At 72.9% G+C, this 21,255-nt stretch carries 21 protein-coding genes, 1 tRNA gene and 1 other RNA gene; 16 read left to right on the forward strand and 7 right to left on the reverse strand.

Annotated features, from left to right (window positions below; genetic code table 11):
• Positions 1-64: 64 nt before the first annotated feature.
• Positions 65-862, forward strand: coding sequence for a VOC family protein (locus ACZ5OX_RS08025; protein ID WP_465629196.1), 798 nt, complete (start codon positions 65-67; stop codon positions 860-862).
• A gap of 51 nt (positions 863-913) precedes the next feature.
• Positions 914-1,423 (forward strand): DinB family protein, encoded by a 510-nt coding sequence (locus ACZ5OX_RS08030; protein ID WP_465629197.1) that lies wholly within the window; start codon positions 914-916, stop codon positions 1,421-1,423.
• Between the two features lie 88 nt (positions 1,424-1,511).
• Here the strand turns inward: ACZ5OX_RS08030 and ACZ5OX_RS08035 are convergent, their stop codons facing one another.
• Positions 1,512-2,207 (reverse strand): ArsR/SmtB family transcription factor, encoded by a 696-nt coding sequence (locus ACZ5OX_RS08035; protein ID WP_465629198.1) that lies wholly within the window; start codon positions 2,205-2,207, stop codon positions 1,512-1,514.
• Positions 2,208-2,436: 229 nt separating this feature from the next.
• On the opposite strand from ACZ5OX_RS08035, the gene ACZ5OX_RS08040 reads away from it, so the two are divergent.
• Complete coding sequence (locus tag ACZ5OX_RS08040) at positions 2,437-3,873, forward strand: cytochrome P450 family protein (protein WP_465629199.1); 1,437 nt, start codon at positions 2,437-2,439, stop codon at positions 3,871-3,873.
• Positions 3,870-4,643: an isocitrate lyase/PEP mutase family protein gene (locus ACZ5OX_RS08045; RefSeq protein WP_465629200.1), complete on the forward strand. Its 774-nt coding sequence runs from the start codon at positions 3,870-3,872 to the stop codon at positions 4,641-4,643. The genes ACZ5OX_RS08040 and ACZ5OX_RS08045 overlap by 4 nt, the downstream gene beginning before the upstream one ends.
• A 150-nt stretch (positions 4,644-4,793) precedes the next feature.
• Here ACZ5OX_RS08045 and ACZ5OX_RS08050 read toward each other — a convergent pair whose 3' ends face one another.
• Complete coding sequence (locus tag ACZ5OX_RS08050; RefSeq protein WP_465629201.1) at positions 4,794-5,558, reverse strand: TetR/AcrR family transcriptional regulator C-terminal domain-containing protein; 765 nt, start codon at positions 5,556-5,558, stop codon at positions 4,794-4,796.
• Positions 5,559-5,861: 303 nt separating this feature from the next.
• On the opposite strand from ACZ5OX_RS08050, the gene ACZ5OX_RS08055 reads away from it, so the two are divergent.
• Positions 5,862-7,376: an MFS transporter gene (locus ACZ5OX_RS08055; RefSeq protein ID WP_465629202.1), complete on the forward strand. Its 1,515-nt coding sequence runs from the start codon at positions 5,862-5,864 to the stop codon at positions 7,374-7,376.
• 95 nt (positions 7,377-7,471) lie between these two features.
• Complete coding sequence (locus ACZ5OX_RS08060; RefSeq protein WP_465629203.1) at positions 7,472-8,236, forward strand: helix-turn-helix domain-containing protein; 765 nt, start codon at positions 7,472-7,474, stop codon at positions 8,234-8,236.
• Here ACZ5OX_RS08060 and ACZ5OX_RS08065 read toward each other — a convergent pair.
• On the reverse strand, positions 8,233-8,658 hold the full coding sequence (locus ACZ5OX_RS08065) for a VOC family protein (RefSeq protein WP_465629204.1): 426 nt from the start codon (positions 8,656-8,658) through the stop codon (positions 8,233-8,235). The genes ACZ5OX_RS08060 and ACZ5OX_RS08065 overlap by 4 nt on opposite strands.
• Before the next feature lie 101 nt (positions 8,659-8,759).
• Between ACZ5OX_RS08065 and ACZ5OX_RS08070 the strand changes: the two genes are divergently transcribed.
• Together ACZ5OX_RS08070 and ACZ5OX_RS08075 are read left to right on the forward strand one after the other, a co-directional pair.
• Positions 8,760-9,965 carry a Shedu anti-phage system protein SduA domain-containing protein gene (locus tag ACZ5OX_RS08070; RefSeq protein WP_465629205.1) on the forward strand — a complete coding sequence of 402 codons (1,206 nt, stop codon included), beginning with the start codon at positions 8,760-8,762 and terminating at the stop codon, positions 9,963-9,965.
• Positions 9,962-10,282: a hypothetical protein gene (locus tag ACZ5OX_RS08075; RefSeq protein WP_465629206.1), complete on the forward strand. Its 321-nt coding sequence runs from the start codon at positions 9,962-9,964 to the stop codon at positions 10,280-10,282. The genes ACZ5OX_RS08070 and ACZ5OX_RS08075 overlap by 4 nt, the downstream gene beginning before the upstream one ends.
• An 87-nt stretch (positions 10,283-10,369) precedes the next feature.
• Here the strand turns inward: ACZ5OX_RS08075 and ACZ5OX_RS08080 are convergent, their stop codons facing one another.
• From ACZ5OX_RS08080 to ACZ5OX_RS08090, 3 genes are all read right to left on the reverse strand, one after another.
• Positions 10,370-11,575: a hypothetical protein gene (locus ACZ5OX_RS08080; RefSeq protein ID WP_465629207.1), complete on the reverse strand. Its 1,206-nt coding sequence runs from the start codon at positions 11,573-11,575 to the stop codon at positions 10,370-10,372.
• A 303-nt stretch (positions 11,576-11,878) separates the two neighbouring features.
• Entirely contained in the window at positions 11,879-12,298 is a 420-nt protein-coding gene (locus ACZ5OX_RS08085; protein WP_465629208.1) for an SRPBCC family protein, read from the reverse strand.
• Between the two features lie 26 nt (positions 12,299-12,324).
• Positions 12,325-12,702 carry a VOC family protein gene (locus ACZ5OX_RS08090; RefSeq protein ID WP_465629209.1) on the reverse strand — a complete coding sequence of 126 codons (378 nt, stop codon included), beginning with the start codon at positions 12,700-12,702 and terminating at the stop codon, positions 12,325-12,327.
• Positions 12,703-12,845: 143 nt separating this feature from the next.
• Between ACZ5OX_RS08090 and ACZ5OX_RS08095 the strand changes: the two genes are divergently transcribed.
• Positions 12,846-13,757, forward strand: a complete 912-nt coding sequence (locus ACZ5OX_RS08095) for a helix-turn-helix domain-containing protein (RefSeq protein ID WP_465629210.1) — start codon at positions 12,846-12,848, stop codon at positions 13,755-13,757.
• Between the two features lie 3 nt (positions 13,758-13,760).
• Here ACZ5OX_RS08095 and ACZ5OX_RS08100 read toward each other — a convergent pair.
• Positions 13,761-13,845: transfer RNA gene (locus ACZ5OX_RS08100), tRNA-Ser, on the reverse strand.
• A gap of 108 nt (positions 13,846-13,953) precedes the next feature.
• Between ACZ5OX_RS08100 and ffs the strand changes: the two genes are divergently transcribed.
• The 7 genes from ffs (at position 13,954) to ACZ5OX_RS08135 (ending at position 21,106) form a co-directional block, all read left to right on the forward strand.
• Positions 13,954-14,050, forward strand: an RNA gene (ffs, locus tag ACZ5OX_RS08105) — signal recognition particle sRNA small type.
• A gap of 65 nt (positions 14,051-14,115) precedes the next feature.
• A complete protein-coding gene (locus ACZ5OX_RS08110) occupies positions 14,116-16,254 on the forward strand; it encodes a DNA polymerase III subunit gamma and tau (protein WP_465629211.1) in 2,139 nt (712 codons plus the stop codon).
• Positions 16,255-16,375: 121 nt separating this feature from the next.
• A complete protein-coding gene (locus tag ACZ5OX_RS08115) occupies positions 16,376-16,714 on the forward strand; it encodes a YbaB/EbfC family nucleoid-associated protein (RefSeq protein ID WP_449788473.1) in 339 nt (112 codons plus the stop codon).
• A gap of 250 nt (positions 16,715-16,964) precedes the next feature.
• Complete coding sequence (gene recR / locus ACZ5OX_RS08120) at positions 16,965-17,564, forward strand: recombination mediator RecR (protein ID WP_350575393.1); 600 nt, start codon at positions 16,965-16,967, stop codon at positions 17,562-17,564.
• On the forward strand, positions 17,557-18,312 hold the full coding sequence (locus ACZ5OX_RS08125) for a DUF5063 domain-containing protein (RefSeq protein WP_449788472.1): 756 nt from the start codon (positions 17,557-17,559) through the stop codon (positions 18,310-18,312). Before recR ends, ACZ5OX_RS08125 begins: the two co-directional genes overlap by 8 nt.
• 385 nt (positions 18,313-18,697) lie before the next feature.
• Positions 18,698-19,978, forward strand: a complete 1,281-nt coding sequence (locus ACZ5OX_RS08130; protein ID WP_316522622.1) for an aspartate kinase — start codon at positions 18,698-18,700, stop codon at positions 19,976-19,978.
• A 60-nt stretch (positions 19,979-20,038) separates the two neighbouring features.
• The gene (locus ACZ5OX_RS08135) at positions 20,039-21,106 is read left to right on the forward strand and encodes an aspartate-semialdehyde dehydrogenase (RefSeq protein WP_465629212.1); all 1,068 of its coding nucleotides are present in this window, start codon (positions 20,039-20,041) and stop codon (positions 21,104-21,106) included.
• The last annotated feature ends 149 nt before the right edge of the window (positions 21,107-21,255 follow it).

Raw genomic sequence — 21,255 nt, forward strand, 5'->3', positions numbered from 1 at the left:
GGCGAACCGGGGGCGGCACGCGCCCTCCCGGCGCGCGCACTTCGCCACACACGAGGGCAGAAAGATGGCTGCGCTACCTGAGGGCACACCCTGCTGGGCCGACGCGATGTTCACCGACCTGGAGGGCGCGAAGGCCTTCTACGGCCACGTACTGGGCTGGACCTTCGGCGAGAGCTCGTCGGAGTTCGGCAACTACACCCAGGCGTACTCGGGCGGCAAGGCAGTCGCCGCGATCGTGCCGCCGATCCCCGGCGCGGAGGCCACGTCCACCTGGTGCCTGTACCTGGCCTCGCCGGACGCCGGAGCCACCGCGGCGCGGATCCGCGCCAACGGCGGGGAGGTGGCCATGGGGCCGCTCCAGGTCGGCGACTTCGGCACGATGGTGCTCGCCAAGGACCCGGCCGGCGTGGTGTTCGGGGTCTGGCAGGCCGGGCGGCACGAGGGCTTCGAGAAGCAGGGTGAGCCCGGCGCCTACAGCTGGGCCGAGCTGGTGACCCGCGAGCCCGCGAAGGCGGACGCCTTCTTCCCGGCCGTGTTCCCGTACGGCGTGCGGAAGATGGAGGGCGGGGACTTCGACTACCGGCTGTTCCAGGTCGGCGACCGGCCGGTGCTGGGCCGGATGGGCGCGGAGGGCGACTTCCTACCGCCCGAGGCGCCCTCGTACGTCAGCATCTACTTCGCGGTGGACGACACCGACGCCGCGATCGGACGGCTGACGGAGCGCGGAGGCAAGGTGCACTTCGGGCCGATGGACAGCCCGTTCGGCCGGTTCGCGGCGGTCGGCGACCAGCAGGGCGCGGCCTTCGGGCTGATCGACCTCGGACGGACGGTCGGCGATCAGCCGAGGACGGTGAAGGCCTGACGGGCGGCGGATCGGCGTGCTGAACGACGGGACGAACGAGGGGAGTTGCTGATGGATGAGCGCGAGGAGCTCGTCGAGACGCTGGACAAGCACCGCGGCCTGCTGCGGCGCACCGTCCGGGACCTCACCGACGCGCAGGCGGCCGAACACACCACGGTCAGCGAGCTGAGCCTCGGCGGACTGATCAAGCACGTGGCGGCGGTCGAGGCGCGCTGGGCGCGGTTCATCACCGGCGGTGCGGAGGCGATGCGGGGCAGGGAGGGGGAGCACGGCCCCGACGACGCGGAGGCCTGGGCGGCCCAGTTCCGGATGGCGGAGGGCGACACGCTCGCCGGACTGCTCACCGAGTACGAGCGGGTGGCGCACGAGACGGACGAGCTGATCCGGACCCTGCCCGACCTCGGCCTCGCCCATGAGCTGCCGGCCGCGCCCTGGTTCCCGCCGGGGACGGCCTGGTCGGCCCGGCGGGTGGTGCTGCACCTGATCGCCGAGACCTCGCAGCACGCCGGGCACGCGGACATCATCCGGGAGTCGCTGGACGGGGCGAAGACGATGGGCTGAGCGGGACAGGGCGGTCGGGTGGCGGGTGGCGGGTGGCGGGTGGCACTGCGGGGGCGGGTGGACGCCCCCCACCAGGCGGCTCGACGCTTCAGGACAACTCGACGCCGAGGAGCTCGCGCAGCGCCCGACCGCCGTCCGGAGTGACCCGAAGTGCCCGGCCGGAGCCGATCCGCTCCACCCAGGCACGGTCCAACGCGGCCCGGCAGAGCGCCGCGCCCAGCGCCCCGCCCAGGTGCGGGCGGCGCTCCGTCCAGTCCAGGCAGCCGCGCACCACCGGGCGCCCGCCCGGGCGGCCCGAGCGCGGCGGCAACTCGATCGCCTGCGCGGCCAGCCAGTCCCGGCCGCGCTCGGTGACGGCCAGCCCGCCCTCCTCGGTGACCAGGCCGCGAGCGAGCAGCGCGTCCGACACGGCGACGCCGAGGCGGCCGGCCAGGTGGTCGTAGCAGGTGCGGGCGCGGGCCTCGGCGCTCAGTCGGGTGGCCTCGCCGAGGGTCCGGGGCGCGGTCGCGCGGCCGGGGCCGGACTCGGCGAAGACGGTGAGGTCCTCGATCAGCGTGGCCACCGCGGGCGTGGCCAGCCGGACGTAGCGGTGCCGGCCCTGCCGTTCCTCGGCCAGCAGCCCGCCCGCGATCAGCCGGGACAGGTGCTCGCTGGCCGTGGACGGCGCGACGCGCGCGTGCCGGGCCAGCTCGCCGGCGGTCCAGGCGCGGCCGTCGAGCAGCGCGGTGCAGATGGCGGCGCGGGTGGGGTCGGCGAGCAGGGCGGCGAAGGCGGCTAGCGTCATGCCTCCATGGTCGGGGCACGGGGGTGTGTTCGAGGGACTGATCGCGGGTGGGGCCGGGTGCGGAAGGTCTGGCGCGGCCGGGTGCGGAGGTTCCGGCGCGGCCGCGTGCGGAGGCCGGGGCGGTCGCCGGGGCGGGGCCGCGTGGGGGAGCGGAGCCGGGGACATGCCTCCAGGATCGCCCCGGCACGGTTCGGCCGGCGCCGAAACGACCCGCGGCCACGATGGCGGCATGAGCGAAACCACGGCGGTCGCCGGCCCCGCGACCATGACCTTCTCCCGCTACGACGACGTCACGGCGGCGCTGGCCGACCCTGCGCTGGTCCCGCCGCCCGCCGAACCCGCGGCGCCCGGCGCCACCCCCGGCACGGTGGCCTGGCTGCGCTCCACCGTCGCCCGGTTCAGCTCGGGCGCGCCGCACGACCGGCGCCGGGCGCTGGTGCTGGCCGACCTGGAGCGGCTTGACCCGGATCGGCTGCGGGTGGCCGCGGCCGCCGGCTTCGAGCCCGACGTCCGGCTGCGGGTGGTCCGGGTGCTCGCGGCGGAGCTCGGCCTGGCCGACCCGGAGGCAGTGGCGCGGGACGTCGCGACCGTCTCCCGGGCGTACTTCGCCGACGGCCCGCACTCCCCGGCGGAGGACGCGGCGGTCACTCGGCTGCTGCCCGCGATGGGGGACGGGGACGAGGAGACCGCCGCGAACCGGATCGGCCTGCTCGTCCAGGCCTGCGACGCCACCGCCGCACTGGTCGAGGGCGCCCGCCGGCACGAGGACGGTCTGGCCGGCGTGCTGCGCGCGGACCCGCCGATCCGGACGATGCGTCGGCTCGCCGTCCGGGCGACCGAGCTCGGCGGGGTCGCGGTACCGGCCGGGACGCTCGTCCTGCTCGACATCCCGGCCGCCCAGTCCGGCGCGCCCGAGGGTGTCGCGCTCACCTTCGGTGCGCCGCCCAGGAGTTGCCCGGGCCGCTCGCAGGCCCTGGTCATCGCCGAGGGCATCCTGTACGGCGCCTCCGATCCGGCGGACACCGATGCGCCCGCTGCTGCGCCGCCGTCCGTACGGAACCTCGGAAAGGGTGAACTCGCCGCGCTGGTACCGGCGATGGTCGACCACGTGCTCGCGCTGGCGGCGGGCTGGACGGCCTGGGACGGTCGCCCGATCGTCAACGCCGACGGGCGGACCTACGCCCCGCACAAGGCGGTTCGCCGCATCGCCGACCATCTTCTGGACCACCTGGCCGAGTTGGAGGCCCGACTGGCCGGCCGGCCGACCGAGCCCGACCACTGGCACGCCTCCGGCGCCACCACCCCCGCCGACCTCGCCCCGTTCACCATCGCCGACCTGGACGAGGCCCGCAGTCGGCTGATCCGGCTGGCCGCGATCTGGTCGCAGCGGATCGCCGCGCTGCCGGACGAACGGCTGGACGACTCGCCGGGGACGGGCTGGAGCTTCCGGGAGCTCGTTCGGCACGTCGCCGAGGCGGGGTACTACTACGCGGAGTCGGTCGGGAGCACGTCCTGCGCTACCGCCGACCCAACGGACGCAGCCGCCGACCCGGTGGGCACGACCGCCGGCCCAACGGGCGGTACCGCCGACCCAATGGGCACGACCGCCGACCCGGCCGGCGTCGCCGGACACCGTACGAACGACCCGACGGAGACGACCCGATGACCCCCTTCGCCGCCCTGCACCACCGCCCCGGCCGCCCGCTGCTGCTCCCCAACGCCTGGGACCACGCCTCGGCTCTCGCCCTCGCCGCCCAGGGCCACCCCGCGATCGGCACCACCAGCCTGGGCGTGGCGGCCGTCGCCGGCCTGCCCGACGGCGCCGCCGCCACCCGCGAGGAGACCGTACGGCTGGCGCGCCGGCTCGGGTGCGCCGACTTCCTGCTCAGCGTCGACGTGGAGGCCGGTTTCAGCGACGACCCGGACGAAGTCGCCCAGCTCGCCGTGGAGTTGGCGACGGCCGGGGCGGTCGGCATCAACCTGGAGGACGGTCGGGTGGACGGCTCGCTGACCCCGTCCGCCCGTCATGCCGCGAAGATCGCGGCGGTGAAGGCGGCCGTGCCGGAGCTGTTCGTCAACGCCCGCACCGACACCTACTGGTGCGGGCAGGACGCCCCCGAGACGGAGGCGCTCCGGCGCCTGGACGTCTACCAGCAGGCGGGCGCGGACGGCGTGTTCGTCCCCGGACTGTCCGATCCGGCGGCCATCGGCCGGCTGGTCGGCGCGCTCGCCGTCCCGCTCAACATCCTCTGGACGCCGGGCGGCCCGGGCCTCGCCGAGCTGGCCGCGCTCGGGGTGGCCCGGGTCAGCCTCGGCTCGCTGCTGTACCGCGCGGCACTGGCGGCGGCGGTGGCCACGGCGGCGGCCGTCGCGGCGGGCGAGCCGGTCGGTTCGGTGCCGGGGTACGCGGAGGTGCAGGCGCTCAGCGGGAGTTGAGCACCCCCAGGGCGAAGACGCCTGCCCCGGGGGAGTTGATCCAGAGGGGAGTCGAGCCCCCGAGGAGAGTCGAGCCCCGAGAGGAGCCGAGTCTCCCCGAGGGGAGTCGAGCCCCCCGAGGGGGGTCGAGCCCCCCGGGGCCCGGCGTCCTCAGGCCTGGCGGCTGGCGGCCAGAGCCGCCTCGACCCCGTCCAGGATGACGTTGACGCCGCGGGCGAAGGTGCTGTCCCGGCCCGCGGCGACCTCGTCCGGGACCTCGGTGGTGTACAGCCGGTGCAGCCGCGGGAAGTCCTTGGTGGCCTCGATGACGGCGGGCAGCAGCTGGTTCATCCACTCCTGCTCGTCCTGGCCGCTGCGGGCCAGCGCGTTCACCCAGGAGGCCTCCACGGTGGCGGTCCCGATGGTGTAGCCCATGACCGCGCTCATCGCGTCGTTCGCCTGGCCGACCTCGAAGCCGGCCGTCTCCAGCACGGCCAGCAGGGCGTCGGAGAGCCGCATCCAGTTGGGGCCGAGGTAGATCATCCCGACGTCGCCGATCACCGAGACCATCCACGGGTGGCGCATGATGGCCGCGCGCATGCTCTCGGCGCACTCCATGACCGTCGCGCGCCAGACCTTCGGGTCCTCGGAGCCCTCGGCCCGGGGCTGCGGGAGGGTGCCGAAGACGTGGTCGACGACCAGGGCGAGCAGTTCGTCCTTGTTGGCGACGTGGGTGTAGAGCGAGGTCGCGCCGGCGTTCAGTCGGGCGGCGAGCTTGCGCATGCTCAGCGCCTCGATGCCGTCGGAGTCCAGCAGTGCGAAGGCCTCGGCGACGATCTGCTCGCGGCTGAGGGCGGGCTGCTCCCTCCGTCGCTGGGGCCGGTTCCACGGCAGGGGGATGCCCGGGGTCGTGCCGTCCTCTGATTTGGCCGCCATGTGGGCCCTCCTCACCAGTCGTCCGGACCCGGTCCGGTCCGGCGCAGCCCGCACCGGCTGCTGCGCACAGTGTACGGCGGTGCGAACGGTGTGCGGCGGACGAACGGCGTACGCATCTCCGAACGTCGTGCGGAGATCGAACGGCGTACGCCATTGCGAACAGTGTGCGGTGTCCGTACAGTGTTCGGAGCGGCGCACACCGTACCCCAGGGGACGGAGGTCGGTGTGCCCGCGCCGACTTCCGCGCGGCCGACGGCCCGCGCCCGATCCGGAGTTCATCCGCAGTCCAAAGGGGGAAACGCCGTGGAACGTCATCCACAGCGCTGGCTCATCCTGGTCGTGCTCTGCCTGAGCAGCCTGGTGCTGGTGATCGACAACATGGTGCTCACGGTGTCCATCCCGCCGATCGCGGAGGATCTCAAGGCCGGGGCGCAGGACATCCAGTGGATCATCGACTCGTACATCCTGGTCTTCGCCGGCCTGCTGCTCACTTCGGGCAGCCTCTCCGACCGCTTCGGACGCAAGAAGGTGATGATCGTCGGCCTCGTGCTGTTCGGCGCGGCCTCACTGGTCGCGGCGTACGCCGGAAGCCCCGGTGAGCTGATCGCCGGGCGCGTCCTGATGGGCGTCGGCGGTGCGCTGGTCATGCCGAGCACGCTCTCCATCCTGATCACCGTCTTCGACGACGAGGAGCGCCCGAAGGCGATCGCCGCCTGGACCGCGGTGGCCATGGTCGGCCTGGTCGGCGGTCCGGTGCTGGGCGGCGCGCTGATCGCGCACTTCTGGTGGGGCGCGGTCTTCCTGCTCAACGTGCCGATCGCGGCGGTCGCCATCCTCGCCGCGGTGCTGCTGATGCCCGAGTCCAAGGGGCCGTGGCGCCGTCCCGACCTGCTGGGCATGGTGCTGTCGATGGTCGGCATGGCGGCCCTGGTCTGGTCGATCATCGTGGTGCCCCGGGACGGCTTCACCAGCCCGAGTACCCTCGGCGCGCTCCTCCTCGCCGTGGCCGCGCTGGTCGGCTTCGCCGTCCGGCAGGTCCGCACCGACTCGCCGATGGTGCCGCTGAAGCTGTTCCGCAATCGGGTCTTCACCGGCGCCAGCTTCTCGCTCGTCCTGCTGACCTTCGCCACCGGCGGACTGATGCTGGTCCTCACCCAGTACCTCCAGTTCGTGCTGGAGTTCTCGCCCACCGACACCGGCCTCGCCTTCCTCCCGCTGGCCATCGCCTCGCTGGTGTTCAACGCGCTGGGCGCGGTGCTCGGCAAGAAGGTCCCGGCGCGGGTGCTCACCTCGATCGGCATGCTGATCATCGCGGGCGGCTTCGGGCTGCTGGCCACCCTCTCGGTCGGCGACGGCTTCACCAAGGTCGCCCTGGCCATGCTGGTGCTCGGCATCGGCTCCGGCCTCGGCATGCCGGCCGCCGCCAACGCGCTGATGGGCGCCATCCCCAGCGAGCACGCCGGCGTCGGCTCCGCGCTCAACGACACCATCCAGCAGTCCGGCGCGGCGCTCGGCGTGGCCATCCTCGGCACCGTGCTCTCCAGCACCTACACCGGCGCGATGCCCGCCGCCGCCCCCGAGGCCGCCCGCCACGACATCACCGGCGCGCTCGCGGTGGCCGGCTCCACCGGGGACGGCGGGCTGGTCGCGGCCGCCCGGGAGGCGTTCAACACCGCCACCTCCACCACCTTCACGGTGGGCGGTCTCGCGGTCGTCGCGGCCGCGGCACTCACCCTGGTGCTGATGCGCGACGGGCGGAAGGGCCCCGACGCGGGGGCCGAGGAGCCGGCGGAGCCCGCGTCCTCGCCGGTCGGCTGACCTCCCCCCTCCGGGTCGATGGCCCCGGCCGCCCCACCGCGGCCGGGGCCATCGGCGTGCGCGCGTCCCCGGCCCGCGGCGCGTAGCCTCACGCCATGCACTCGTCCTCGACGTACCAGGAGCGCGCGTCCCGGCTGCCCGGCGCGGTCGTGTGGACGAAGCACGCCGTCGGGCGTACGGGTGCGGCCCGGGCGCCCGTTCCTACAGCCGTCCTACCCGTCCTGCCCGTCCGTGCGGCGCACGCCCTACCCGTCCTGCCCGACGGCTGCATGGACCTGCTGTGGACGGAGGGCCGGCTGCTGGTCGCCGGACCGGACACCCACGCCTTCCACCCCGACCCCGCACTGCGCGGCCCGTGGGCGGGCGTACGTTTCCGCCCCGGCACCGCCCCCGCGCTGCTCGGCGTCCCCGCCCACGAACTCCTCGACCGCCGCGTCGAGTTGGCCGACCTGTGGCCGTCCTCCGAGGTCCGGTGTCTCACCGAACGCATCGACGCCGCTCCCGACCCGGCCGCCGCACTGGAGGCCCTGGCCCTGCGGCTGGCGGCCGAGGCCCGGCCCGAGGACCCACTGGTCCGCGCCGTGGCCGCCTCGCTCGCCGCCGGACGCTCCGTCGCCGCGACGGCCGAGACGGTCGGCCTCGGAGCACGCCAACTCCACCGCCGCTCACTGGCCGCCTTCGGCTACGGTCCCAAGACCCTCGCCCGGATCCTGCGCATGCAGCGCGCCCTGGCCCTCGCCCGCGGCGGCGTCCCGCTGGCCGACACGGCGGCCCGCACCGGCTACGCGGACCAGGCCCACCTGGGCCGCGACGTACGGCAGTTGGCGGGCCTGCCGGTGACCGCGCTGCTGCGCTGCTAGGGGGTGTCGCCCTGGCTCCCCCGCAGGGGCGCGAGCAGATCCACCCCGTTGCCGTCCGGATCGTGCACCACGGCGTACCGCTGTCCCCAGAAGGCGTCCCACGGCGCCAGCTCCCCGTGGTACCCGGCGCCGGTCAACTCCCCGTACAGCGCGTCCACCCCCGTGGGATTCCCGCAGTGGAACGCCAGCGCCGTCCGGGTGCCGCCGCTCGGCGGCCGCCAACCGGGATGGAACGACCGAATGGTGGCCTCGGCATCGAGCACCAGGAGCGGCCCGCCCGGCAACTCGCCCTCGACGTGCGGCTCCTCCTCCGCCCCCTCGGGAAACCCCACCCCCAACCGCCGGTAGAAGGCAACCGACGCGGCCACATCCGAAACGGCCAACCCGAAGAAGGCGAACCGCGGTACACGTGTGCTGTCCATGCCCGCCACGCTAGGCACCTGCCACCCACCCGGTCTTGAACGAATCGGACACCCACCGCCGCCCCGGGGTCGTTGTCGTAGCCCGCCCCTAGGGTGACCGGATGGGATTCCGATCCAGCTTTTCGCTCTTCCGCATGGTCGAGGCGGCCAAGGAACTGACCGACCACGCGAGCGTTCTGCGACGCATCGACGCCGTCCTGCGCGTCATGGGGGTGGACCGCTCGTACGGCAAGGGCCGGCAGCTGGTGGATGCCCTGGAAGGTGTGGCCCAAGAGGCCATCCTGTGCGGGGACTTCGAACTCGCCCAGCGCTTCCAGAGGTTCGCCGGCTACGCCGGAGGAAAGCTGTTCCTCGAAGTCGTGCAGGGGTACTACGACGACGAATTCCGGCATCGCAACGAGGAGTACATGCGGAAGATGGCCGCGCTCGGCGCGGACCGGGCAGTCGCCGCGCTCGATGTGCTCTGCCGTGACAATCCGGACGCGACAGCCGCGGACGCCCGTGATCTGTTCCAGGGCATCGCCCGGGCCGGAGAGCATCTGGGCGCCGAGGCCGGGGAGGGCGGTATCCGGCTGTCCACCCAGGAGGTGAGGCGGCTCCAGCGATTCGGCCACATGGAGGTGCTCCTGCGGAGCCTGCCGCGACTGCCCTCCGCCGAGGCCGCCCGGTTGATGGAGGACGTCCTGGCGGATGCGGACGCGGGGCTGCTGGCCCAGTTCCTCGAACTCAAGGCCAGGCGGTCCGCCCTCGCGGCGCTGCGAGCCGCGGTGGACGATCCGACCAGCTCCGAGAGCGCTCTTCACGCCTGTCTGAAGAACCAGGAATGGATCTTCGGTGGGGCCTACGTAGGGGAGTTGGCTCGCCGCCAGTACACCCCGGACACCATTCTCGACATCCCGCTCCTGCGGGCCGACGGTTCCCTGCACGTCGTGGAACTCAAACGCGCCAGCATCAAGGAGCTGGTCATTCGGACCGGTGGGCACCTGATGCTGGGCGCGCCGCCTCACCGGGCCGTCTCCCAGGCGCAGAACTACCTGCGGGCCCTGGACGAGAACCGGCGGAGCATCCTGGCCGACTACGGGGTCGACACCCGCAGGGCCTCGGCGACCATCGTGATCGGCCACTCGCGCTACGTGGAAGGGGACGTCACGCCGCAGGACGTCGCGGAGACGCTGCGTACCTACAACACGCATGCCACCCGCATAGAAGTGATCACCTACGAGACCCTGTTGGACTCGGCGGCCCGGATGCTGGCGCTGTCGTCCGTGCAGCAGGACTCCGAACCGGCCGAGGAGCCCGAGGCGTGACCGACAACACCCCACCCGCGATCGAGCAGCTCCTGGCCCGCCTCTGCGGTGGCTCGATCACCGCGAAGGACTACGTGGGCTATTTCCTGAACGAGTTCGGCGAGGAACTCGTCTTCGCCCAGCGCCAGGGAGAGAAGACGGCGCGGCTCTGGCACAGCGACGCGGACTGGCAGATGTTCCACGTCAGCGACAACTCGATCCGGGTCGGTGAGGCCATGGACGGGATGATCACCGTGGACGGCTTGGTCATCGACCAGCCCGAGGCGACCTGGCTGTCCTCGTGCCTGGCCGCATCCCGCCATCTGCGTCGACGGTGACCACGAGGCTCGACGGCCGGAACCGGATCGTGCGGTCCCGGCCGTCGAGCGGGCCCCGCACCCCCGAAGGGGTCACGGGCCCGGGGCTCAGCCGCCGCCGTAGGTGCTCTGGGTCACGGCGAAGACGTTGCGTCCGCCCGTGGTCTCCTGCAGCGACCACAGCAGGTCGGGGTTGGTGGCGTCCTCCCAGTAGGAGAGGCTCTCGCCGCCGCTCACCCAGGCGAAGGTCGAGGGGCCCGCGGTCGGGGTCCAGTAGTAGAGCTGCTTCTGTCCCGAGGAGTTGAACCACCACCGGCCGTTGTGGGACGCCACGCCGTTGAGCCTGTACCAGGGCAGCTGGAGGGCCTGGCTGGCGGTCGTCGTCGCGGCGAACGTCGTCGCCCCGGTCGCGAACGGGAAGCGGACGGCCCTCGGCGGGCGGTTGGGGTAGTCGGTGCAGCCCGACTGGCAGGTGTACTCCGTCATCACGATCGACTTGCTGACCCGGTCGAGGGAGACCGAGGACCACACCAGCTTGTCGGCGGCGGTGGTCTGCGCGGTGATCGTGCCGACCTGGGGCAGCACGTAGGCGTAGTTGTGGGCGTAGTAGGTGGTGCCGGACTGGCGGCCGATCTGGTCGGCGGTGCCACCGGTGTCGGTGTTCAGGATCTTGCGCATGTCGAAGACGCGCATCCCGCGCCCGGTGTCGGCGACGTAGAGGTAGTCGCCGTACCAGGAGACGCCGCCGGCGTGGATCGGGATGTCCTTGAAGTCCGGCGCTGCCGCGGTGCCGGTCGGCTCCACGAGGAGGATCTTGCGGTAGGTGTTGGGGTAGGTGGCGTCCCAGTCGGCCAGGGTGATCCGGCTGCGCTGCTGGGCGCCGTCGCAGCCGTCCTTGGTGTACCAGCTCACCAGCACGAGCTGGTGGCCGTCGTAGTTGCCGCTGTTCGCCGTCCCCACGGCGTCCCGGCTCGTCGTGATGCCCTGCGGGACGCTCTGGCAGTCGGAGTTGTCGCCGTCGTCGAACCGGAAGCCGGTGGACAGGCCGGCGACGGAGAAGGACGAGGGGAGCGCCTGCCGGGTGTGGTTCGCGTTCTCCATCACCGTGTGCACGGCGGAGGTGCCCAACGTCGTGACGAGGGCCGAGTTGAGCGTGTCGAACCGGTGGTAGTCCGCGGTGAGGGTGTAGTCGGACGCGGTCAGGGCCGTCGGCGCCGTGGCGGCCGCCGCCGGAGGCGCACCGGCGAGCGCGCCGGTGACGAGCAGGCCGGCTGCTAGCACCGCTCGTGCCGCGGTTCTGACGTGACGGATCATCAAGACTTGCCTCTCCGTGTGAATGGATCAACGGGGCCACTCACGCTAGGGGTGCTCTGAGCATGTCCGCAACACCCCGAGGGGGAGGCGGCGGCCCCGCGCTCCGGCTGCCGGAACGCGCAGCGGGCAACGACGAAGGCCCGGCCCGCGTGTGGGGCGGGCCGGGCCTTCGTGACGGCGGAGGACACGAGATTCGAACTGGGACCACGGCTCACGGCTTCTCGGGCACGTGGCTCGGAGGAGCCCGTCAGCTCGCTGCGGAGGCGAAGCCGCGGATGGGCGCCCGGACGTCTGGCTCCGGAGTCATCGGGAAGCGGGGGCGGCGGTGGCCTCCAGCGTCTTCCGGATCGTCCGGACTCCCTGGTCGACCATCGCGGCGATGGGCTCCGCCAGGCCGTGCGGCTGCACGTCGATGATCCAGACGAAGCGGCTGCGGCCGCCGGCTTCGGCGAACACCTGCATGGAGGCGTGGTGGTGGAGGACGTTCAGGGAGCCGCCCACCACCGCGTAGGCGATGCGCCGGGCGTCGTCGTCGAGCGAGACGATGAGCTCGCGCACCACCGTGCCGTCCTCGAAGGTCACCACTCGGACGTCGCCTTCGACGCGGGTGTCGGTGACGAAGCCGGGGGCGAGTCTGCGGTGGACCTCACCCCAGTCGCGGATCGCTGCCCAGATCTCTTCGGGGGTGGCGTCGATCGGGACGGCTCGGCGGATGGTTGCCACGGGGATTCTCCGTTCGTCTCGGACGGTCAGTTGGTGGCGGTCGTGGCGGGGATCAGGCAGAAGGGGCCGCCCTGGGGGTCGGTGAGGACGACCCACTGACCCTCGCCCGGCTGGAAGGCGGGCCGGGAGGCCCCGAGGGCGAGCAGTTCCTCGACCGCGCGGTCCAGGTCGGGGACGGTGAAGTCGAGGTGCAGGCGGGTGCTCCCCTCGGGCCACCCCGGCGTCCGGTAGCCCTCGACACGGACGAAAGCCAGTCCCGGCCCCGCACTGCCCGCGCTGAGGGAGCAGAAGTCCTGGTCGCTGTGGGCGAGTTCCCAGCCGGTGGCCTTCTGGTAGAAGTCGGCGAGCGCGACCGGGTCGGCGCAGTCGACGACCACGGTGGTGAGCTGTTCGAGAGCGGGCATGAGCGGACTCCTGACATCGCGGGATCGTGAACGGCCGGAAGCCCCGCGGGCTTCGGGGAAGAGCCTCGCCCGGCCGCCCCGCCCGGGTCTTGAACATCCTTGCGGGGACGGGGTTGTCGGACCGGCCCCGTACCGTACGGACCGTGCTCTCCGCCCAACCCGTCGCCACCCGAGCCGACTTCGACATCAGCGCGGTCGCCTGCCGCAGCGACCACACCCGCTGGTCACCTCCCGAGGTCCGCGGCGACCACCGCGTGGTGCTGGTACGGCGCGGCCGCTTCCGCCGCCGGTCCGCCGGGGCGGCCGTCGACCTCGACACGAGCCTCGCCTACGTCGGCACCCCGGGGGAGGAGGAGAGCTTCGCCCATCCCGCGGGCGGCGACCACTGCACGTCGATCAGCGTGACGCCGGCGCTCTGGCGCTCCCTGGCCGGGGACGGGAACGGGCCTCCGGCGGGGACGGTCTACGTCGACCCCCCGCTCGACCTCGCCCACCGGCGCATGCTCGCGGCCGCCCGCTCCGGGGACGTCGACTACGCCGTCACCGAGGAACTACTGGCCCTGCTCGCGACCGCTGTCGCCCGCACGGTGCCCGGGCCGACGCCCACGGCGGGGCCCTCGGCCCGCGACCGCGCGCTCGTCACCGCCGCCCGCGAGGCGATCGCCGACGAGCACCCCGCCTCCGTCAGCCTCATGTCCCTCGCCGACCTACTCGGCGCCTCCCCCTACCGCCTGAGCCGCGCCTTCCCGCGAGAACTCGGCGTCTCGGTGACCCACTACCGCCACCGCGTGCGCATCGGCCGCGCCCTCGACCGCCTGGAGGCCGGCGAGACCAGCCTCAGCGTCCTCGCCGCCGACCTCGGCTACGCCGACCAGGCCCACCTCACCCGCACCCTCCGCCGCCACCTCGGCCACACCCCGACCGCCCTGCGCCGCCTGCTGGCGCCCGGCGAACGGGACGAGGATCGGCTGACGGGCCGCAGCGGATCCGAACAAAGGCCGGGACTGCGAAACAACGAAGGCCCGGGCCGCGTGATGCGGTCCGGGCCTTCGTGAAGGCGGAGGATACGAGATTCGAACTCGTGAGGGGTTGCCCCCAACACGCTTTCCAAGCGTGCGCCCTAGGCCTCTAGGCGAATCCTCCGAGGGAGAGCTTAGTACATGTTTCGGGGTGCTCGCGACCACCTATCCCGCAGGCAGGAGGGTGGGGGTGGCCTGTGGATCGTCGGGCCGCGGATCCGGTAGTGTGGGGGTCAGCCCCTCGTGTGGCGTCATCTCTCTGAACCCCCCCAGGGCCGGAAGGCAGCAAGGGTAGGAGGGCTCTGGCGGGTGCACGGGGGGTCTTTGCGTTCCCGGGGCCCGGTGGGGGTGAGGGGCGACGCGTTTGTCGGCCCGTCCCGATATCGTCGGTGGTGTGTCCCTAGCCCTGTACCGCCGCTACCGCCCCGAGACCTTCGCGGAGGTCATCGGGCAGGAGCACGTGACCGCCCCGCTCCAGCAGGCCCTGCGCAACAACAGGGTCAACCACGCGTACCTGTTCAGCGGGCCGCGCGGCTGTGGCAAGACGACGAGCGCGCGCATCCTGGCCCGTTGCCTCAACTGTGAGCAGGGGCCGACGCCGACGCCCTGCGGGGAGTGCCAGTCCTGCCGTGACCTCGCGACCGGCGGGCCAGGGTCGATCGACGTGATCGAGATCGACGCCGCCTCGCACGGTGGTGTGGACGACGCGCGCGAGCTGCGCGAGCGGGCGTTCTTCGCGCCGGTGCACAGCCGGTACAAGATCTTCATCCTGGACGAGGCGCACATGGTGACCTCGGCCGGCTTCAACGCGCTGCTGAAGGTGGTCGAGGAGCCGCCGGAGCACCTCAAGTTCATCTTCGCGACCACCGAGCCGGAGAAGGTGATCGGGACGATCCGGTCCCGGACGCACCACTACCCGTTCCGGCTGGTTCCGCCCGGCACGCTGCGCGACTACCTGGCGGAGGTGTGCGGCCGGGAGGGGATCCAGGTCGAGGACTCCGTGTTCCCGCTGGTGGTGCGGGCGGGCGCCGGGTCGGTGCGCGACTCGATGTCGGTCATGGACCAGCTGCTGGCCGGGGCTGCGGAGAGCGGCGTCACGTACCAGATGGCCACGGCGCTGCTCGGGTACACCGACTCCGCGCTGCTGGACGAGGTGGTGGACGCCTTCGCCGCGCACGACGGGGCGACGGTGTTCCAGGTGATCGACCGGGTGGTCGAGGGCGGGCACGATCCGCGCCGCTTCGTCACCGACCTGCTGGAGCGGCTGCGCGACCTGGTGATCCTGGCCACCGTGCCGGACGCCGGGGAGAAGGGGCTGATCGACGCCCCGGCCGACCGGGTCGCGGTGATGCAGGCGCAGGCGGACGCGTTCGGCGCGGCCGAGCTGAGCCGGGCCGCCGACCTCGTCAACACCGGGCTGACCGAGATGCGCGGCAACGCGGCGCCCCGGCTGCAGCTGGAGCTGATCTGCGCCCGGGTGATGCTGCCGGGCGCGTACAGCGACGAGCTGTCGCTGCAGGCGCGGCTGGACAAGCTGGAGCGGCGGGCCGCGGCGGGCGGGTTCGCCGCGCCGCTGGCGGCTCCGGTGGGCATGCCGACGGCGGCTCCGATGGCAGCTCCGGCGGCGGCTCCGATGGCGGTCGCGCCGGTGGCCGAGGCTCCGGCGGCTCCCGCCCCGATGCCGGCCGCGCAGCCCGTACCCGCTCCGCAGCCCGCCGCGCCCGCCGCGCCCGCCGGGCCGGCGCCGGGTGCCTGGCCGATCCCGCGCAGCTTCCCACCCGCCGGCGGCGCCCCCGCCGCGGCTCCTGCGGCGCCGCCCGTGGCGCAGCCGCAGGCCGCCCCGGCCCAGGCGCCGGCTCCCGCTCCCGTGCCTGCTCCGGCCCCCGCCCCGGCGGCTCCGGGTGGGCAGCCTTCGGCCTCCGCGCAGCAGGGGGCCGCGCAGGTGCGGCAGCTGTGGCCGCAGATCCTGGAGGCGGTGAAGAACCGCCGGCGCTTCACCTGGATCCTGCTCAGCCAGAACGGCCAGGTGGCCGGGTTCGACGGCAGCGTGCTCCAGGTGTCCTTCATCAACGCCGGCGCCCGGGACAGCTTCGTCGGCAGCAACAGCGACGACGTGCTGCGTTCCGCGCTGGCCGACGCGCTGGGCGTGGACTGGCGGATCGAGTGCATCGTGGACCCGTCCGGCGGCGCCGGAGGCCCGGGTGGCGGTGCGCCGGGTGGCGGTGGATGGGGAGCCCCGGCCCGTCCGGCGGCCGCCGCGCCGTCGATGCCCGCCCCCGCGCCGGCGCCCGTGCAGGCTCCGCCGGTCCAGGCCGCGCCGGCGCCCGTCCAGGTGCAGCCCGTGCAGCCCGCGCCGGTGCAGGCCGCGCCGCCCGCGGCGCCGGCCCGTCCGGTGCAGTCGGTGGCCCCGGAGGACGACATCCCGGAGGCGGACGACCCGGACCTCAAGGAGGACGTGTTCTCCGGCCAGGAGCTGATCATCCGCGAGCTGGGGGCGACGGTGCTGGAGGAGATCCACCACCAGGGCTCCTGAGCGGAGCCCTGAGCGGACCCTGAACCGGGCCCTTTCGGGGGCCCGGAGCAGCGGGCAGCACGTAGGCTCGGCGGTGACGCACGAAGCACCGCAAGACAGCCGTGACAGCAAGGAGACAGCCGTGTTCCCCGGTGGTGGCCAGCCCAACATGCAGCAGCTGCTGAAGCAGGCGCAGAAGATGCAGCAGGATCTCGCGAAGGCCCAGCAGGAGCTGGCCGAGACGAAGGTGAACGGTACGGCGGGCGGCGGCCTGGTCGAGGCGACGGTGACCGGCGCCGGTGAGCTGGTGGCGCTGACCATCGCCCCGGCGGCCGTGGACCCGGAGGACACCGAGACCCTGGCCGACCTGGTCCTGGCGGCCGTCCGGGACGCCAGCCAGACCGCGCAGAAGATGCAGGCCGAGCGCATGGGCCCGCTGACCCAGGGGCTGGGCGGCGGCATCCCCGGTCTGCCGTTCTAACCTCGGCTTCGAGTTCCAGAAGGTCTGAAGTTCAGACGACAGACCCATGTGATTTATGTGGGAGTCGGGCGTCGGGCGCTGTGTCCGACGCCCGATTCGTTGGATGATGGCACCGGAGCACCACCGGCCATCCGGTGCCATCGACGAGCCGGTGCGCCGGCCGTCCGGCACCACCGACCAACCGGCACCACCGACCAACCGGTACCGCCGGACGACCGGCACCACCGACCATTCGAGGGAAGGCGCGACGTTGTACGAGGGCGTGGTTCAGGACCTGATCGACGAACTGGGCAGGCTGCCCGGCGTCGGGCCCAAGAGCGCCCAGCGGATCGCCTTCCACGTGTTGCAGGCCGACCCGACCGACGTGCGCCGGCTGGCGCACGCCCTGCTGGAGGTCAAGGACAAGGTCCGCTTCTGCGTGGTCTGCGGCAACGTCGCGGAGGCCGAGCAGTGCCGGGTCTGCCTGGACCCCCGCCGCGACCTCGCCGTCATCTGCGTGGTCGAGGAGCCCAAGGACGTCGTCGCCATCGAGCGCACCCGTGAGTTCCGCGGCCGCTACCACGTGCTGGGCGGCGCGATCAGCCCCATCGAGGGCGTCGGCCCGGACGACCTGCGCATCCGCGAGCTGCTGTCGCGCCTCGCGGACGGCACGGTCACCGAGCTGATCCTGGCCACCGACCCCAACCTGGAGGGGGAGGCGACCGCCACCTACCTGGCCCGGCTCTGCAAGCCGATGGGCCTGAAGGTGACCCGTCTGGCGAGCGGCCTGCCCGTCGGCGGGGATCTGGAGTACGCGGACGAGGTCACCCTCGGCCGCGCCTTCGAAGGGAGACGACTGCTCGATGTCTGACCGGACGATCAACCAGCAGCCCCACACCCCCCGCCAGCAGTCCCACGGGGAACCGGGGGCACACGCCCCGCACGCAGGGGCCCACGCCCCGCACGCGGACGTCCACGCCCCGCACACCCACGGCCACGGTTCGGAGCCGGACGACTTCGCCGTGCAGATCGCCGACTCGGTGGAGAGCTTCGTGCTCGCCGTCACCGAGGTCGCCAAGGGCGACGAGCCCGGCAGCGCGGTCTCGCTGCTGCTCCTGGAGGTCTCGCAGCTGCTGTTGGCGGGCGGCCGACTGGGCGCGATCGAGGACGTCGTCCCGGAGGACCGCTTCGAGCCCGACGCGGGCCCCGAGCCGGACGGCGAGCAGCTGCGCGAGCGCCTCGCCGAGCTGCTCGCGCCGATCGACGTCTACCACGAGGTCTTCGACCCGTACGGCCCGCCGGAGAAGCCCAACGCCTTCCGGATCTCGGACGACCTGGCCGGCGTGGTCAGCGAGCTCCAGCACGGCCTGACCCACTATCGCGAGGGCCGGGTCAGCGAGGCGCTGTGGTGGTGGCAGTTCTCGTACCTCTCCAACTGGGGCACGACCTGTACGGCGGTGCTGCGGGCCCTGCAGTCGCTGATCGCCCACGTCCGGCTGGACAGCCCGATCGGCGCGGTGCCGGACGGCGCGGACACCGACGACGATGGGCTCACCGACGAGCAGCTGGAGCAGCAGGCGGGCGACCTGATGGCGGCCGAGCTCGGTCTGGGCCGCTAGGCAGCAGGTCGCAGCCGGTACAGGAACGTCGGCAGGCGGCCAGGCGGCCAGGCGATAGGCGGCCACGCGGCGGGCGACCGGCGGAATTCCGCAATGGCGGGCCCGGATTGTGACGGATGCCTCAGCGGCCGGCCGGAAAAGAAAATCCGGCCGGATCACCGCCCCCCGATCCGCCGATTCTTCGGAACCGCGCCGAATCGCCCGCAGACCTGACGGCGGAGCCACCTACACGGCCGCTCACGTGCTGAAACTACCGTCTCACCATATGGAAAGCGCCAGTCGGAGCACCCCTGCTCGGTAGACTGACGACGACCGCACCCCCCTCTTCCCAGGGGGGTACGGGGGCCCGTAGCCCCCGGAAAAGACTTCGAGTCGAGGAGCGCACGTGGGCCTTGTCGTGCAGAAGTACGGCGGCTCATCCGTTGCGGATGCCGAAGGCATCAAGCGCGTGGCCCGCCGAATCGTTGACGCCAAGAAGGCCGGCCATGAGGTCGTCGTCGTGGTGTCCGCGATGGGCGACACGACGGACGAGCTCATCGAACTCGCCGAGCAGGTGTCACCGCTGCCTGCCGGCCGTGAGTTCGACATGCTGCTGACCGCTGGAGAGCGCATCTCCATGGCGCTGCTGGCCATGGCGATCAAATCCCTGGGGCACGAAGCGCAGTCCTTCACGGGCAGCCAGGCCGGTGTCATCACCGACTCCGTCCACAACAAGGCGCGCATCATCGACGTGACGCCGGGCCGCATCCGCACCGCCCTGGACCAGGGCAACATCGCGATCGTGGCCGGTTTCCAGGGCGTCTCCCAGACCAGCAAGGACATCACCACGCTGGGCCGGGGCGGCTCGGACACCACCGCCGTGGCGCTCGCCGCCGCGCTCAAGGCCGAGGTCTGCGAGATCTACACCGACGTGGACGGCGTGTTCACCGCCGACCCGCGCGTGGTGAAGAAGGCCCGCAAGATCGACTGGATCGCCTACGAGGACATGCTGGAGCTGGCCTCGTCGGGCTCCAAGGTCCTGCTCGATCGGTGTGTCGAGTACGCCCGTCGCTACAACATCCCGATTCACGTACGCTCGTCCTTCTCGGGTCTTCCCGGGACGATCGTCAGCAATGACAACCCGAACCAGCCCGAAGGGGGCGAGATGGAGCAGGCCATCATCTCCGGAGTCGCCCACGACACCTCCGAGGCCAAGGTCACGGTCGTCGGCGTGCCCGACAAGCCGGGCGAGGCGGCGCGCATCTTCCGCGCCATCGCCGACGCCGAGGTCAACATCGACATGGTGGTGCAGAACGTCTCCGCCGCGTCGACCGGCCTGACCGACATCTCCTTCACCCTGCCCAAGACCGAGGGCCAGAAGGCCATCGACGCGCTGGGCCGGGTCAAGGAGGGCATCGGCTACGAGTCGCTGCGCTACGACGACGCGATCGGCAAGATCTCGCTGGTCGGCGCCGGCATGCGCTCCAACCCCGGGGTCACGGCGACCTTCTTCGAGGCGCTGTCCGCCGCGGGCGTCAACATCGAGCTGATCTCCACCTCGGAGATCCGCATCTCGGTGGTCACCCGCGCGGATGACGTCCCGGAGGCCGTCCGGGCCGTGCACAGCGCCTTCGGCCTGGACAGCGAGAGCGACGAGGCCGTCGTCTACGGCGGCACCGGGCGATGACCCGGGAGCGGAGCGGGAGCGCCGGGCGATGACCCGGGCACCGGGCCGGGACGCCGGGCGATGACCCGGCGGCCGAACCTCGCCGTCGTCGGCGCCACCGGCGCGGTCGGCGAGGTGCTGCTCGGGCTGCTCTCCCTCCGCCAGGACGTCTGGGGCGAGATCCGTCTCGTCGCCTCCCCGCGCTCGGCCGGCCGTACGGCGGTGGTGCGCGGGGAGTCCGTCCGGGTCGTCCCGCTGGCCGAGGAGGCCTTCGAGGGGGTCGACGTGGCGGTGTTCGCCGTCCCCGACCAGGTCTCCGCCCAGTGGGCGCCGATCGCGGCGGCCAAGGGCGTCGTGGTGATCGACGACTCGGCCGTCTTCCGCACGGCCGAGGACGTGCCGCTGGTCGTCCCCGAGATCAACGCGGCCGCGCTGCGGATCCGCCCGCGCGGGATCGTCGCCAGTCCGGCCGGCACCACCCTCGCGATGATCGCCGTACTCGGCGCGCTGCACGCCGAGTACGGGCTGGCGCAGCTGGTGGTCGCCTCCTACCAGGCCGCCGACGGCGAGGGCCGCGCCGGAGAGGCGGCGCTGCGCGCGCAGACCGCTCTGGTGGCGGGCGCCGAGGTCGGCCGGCAGACCGGTGACCTGCGCGCGCTGATCGCCGATCAGGGTCCGTTCGCCGCCCCGCTCGCGTTCAACGCGGTGCCCTGGACCGGCGGGTTGCGCGAGGGCGGCTGGTCCGCCGAGGAGATGGGCATCCGCGACGAGTCCCGCAAGGTCCTCGGCCTGCCCGCCCTGAAGGTCTCGGCGACCTGCGTCCACATCCCGGTCGTCCGCACCCACGCGCTGGCGGTGCACGCCCGGTTCGAACGGGAGGTCTCCCAGGAGCACGCGCAGGACATCCTGCGGGACGCGCCCGGCGTGGTCCTCTACGACGACCCGGCGGCGGGCGAGTTCCCGACGCCGAACGACGTGGTCGGAACGGACCCGGTCTGGGTCGGGCGGATCCGGCGGGCGCTGGACGAACCGGACGCGCTGGACCTCTTCCTGTGCGGGGACAACCTGCGCAAGGGCGCGGCGCTCAACCTGGTTCAGCTGGCCGAGCTGGTGGCGGCGGAGCTGACGGCGGGCCAACCGACCGAGTAGGCACCGGGTTTCCCCACCTGTGTCCCCAGCTGTCCATACCTGTGTCCGCTCCTCGACACAATCTGTCCGGAATCCCGTGGGAATCCCCTGGAGCCCGCTTCCGCCGATGCGGAAGAATGGGCCCCGGGCCGGGCAACCATGACAGGGGA

The sequence above is a fragment of the Kitasatospora sp. NPDC032121 genome (assembly GCF_055580145.1).

Excerpts from the sequence above, each read along its gene's own strand:
- ACZ5OX_RS08025 (WP_465629196.1), top strand. The coding sequence starts at position 65 with ATGGCTGCGCTACCTGAGGGCACACCCTGCTGGGCCGACGCGATGTTC.
- ACZ5OX_RS08030 (WP_465629197.1), top strand. The coding sequence starts at position 914 with ATGGATGAGCGCGAGGAGCTCGTCGAGACGCTGGACAAGCACCGCGGC.
- ACZ5OX_RS08035 (WP_465629198.1), bottom strand. The coding sequence starts at position 2,207 with ATGACGCTAGCCGCCTTCGCCGCCCTGCTCGCCGACCCCACCCGCGCC.
- ACZ5OX_RS08040 (WP_465629199.1), top strand. The coding sequence starts at position 2,437 with ATGAGCGAAACCACGGCGGTCGCCGGCCCCGCGACCATGACCTTCTCC.
- ACZ5OX_RS08045 (WP_465629200.1), top strand. The coding sequence starts at position 3,870 with ATGACCCCCTTCGCCGCCCTGCACCACCGCCCCGGCCGCCCGCTGCTG.
- ACZ5OX_RS08050 (WP_465629201.1), bottom strand. The coding sequence starts at position 5,558 with ATGGCGGCCAAATCAGAGGACGGCACGACCCCGGGCATCCCCCTGCCG.
- ACZ5OX_RS08060 (WP_465629203.1), top strand. The coding sequence starts at position 7,472 with ATGCACTCGTCCTCGACGTACCAGGAGCGCGCGTCCCGGCTGCCCGGC.
- ACZ5OX_RS08065 (WP_465629204.1), bottom strand. The coding sequence starts at position 8,658 with ATGGACAGCACACGTGTACCGCGGTTCGCCTTCTTCGGGTTGGCCGTT.
- ACZ5OX_RS08070 (WP_465629205.1), top strand. The coding sequence starts at position 8,760 with ATGGGATTCCGATCCAGCTTTTCGCTCTTCCGCATGGTCGAGGCGGCC.
- ACZ5OX_RS08080 (WP_465629207.1), bottom strand. The coding sequence starts at position 11,575 with ATGATCCGTCACGTCAGAACCGCGGCACGAGCGGTGCTAGCAGCCGGC.
- ACZ5OX_RS08090 (WP_465629209.1), bottom strand. The coding sequence starts at position 12,702 with ATGCCCGCTCTCGAACAGCTCACCACCGTGGTCGTCGACTGCGCCGAC.
- ACZ5OX_RS08125 (WP_449788472.1), top strand. The coding sequence starts at position 17,557 with ATGTCTGACCGGACGATCAACCAGCAGCCCCACACCCCCCGCCAGCAG.
- ACZ5OX_RS08135 (WP_465629212.1), top strand. The coding sequence starts at position 20,039 with ATGACCCGGCGGCCGAACCTCGCCGTCGTCGGCGCCACCGGCGCGGTC.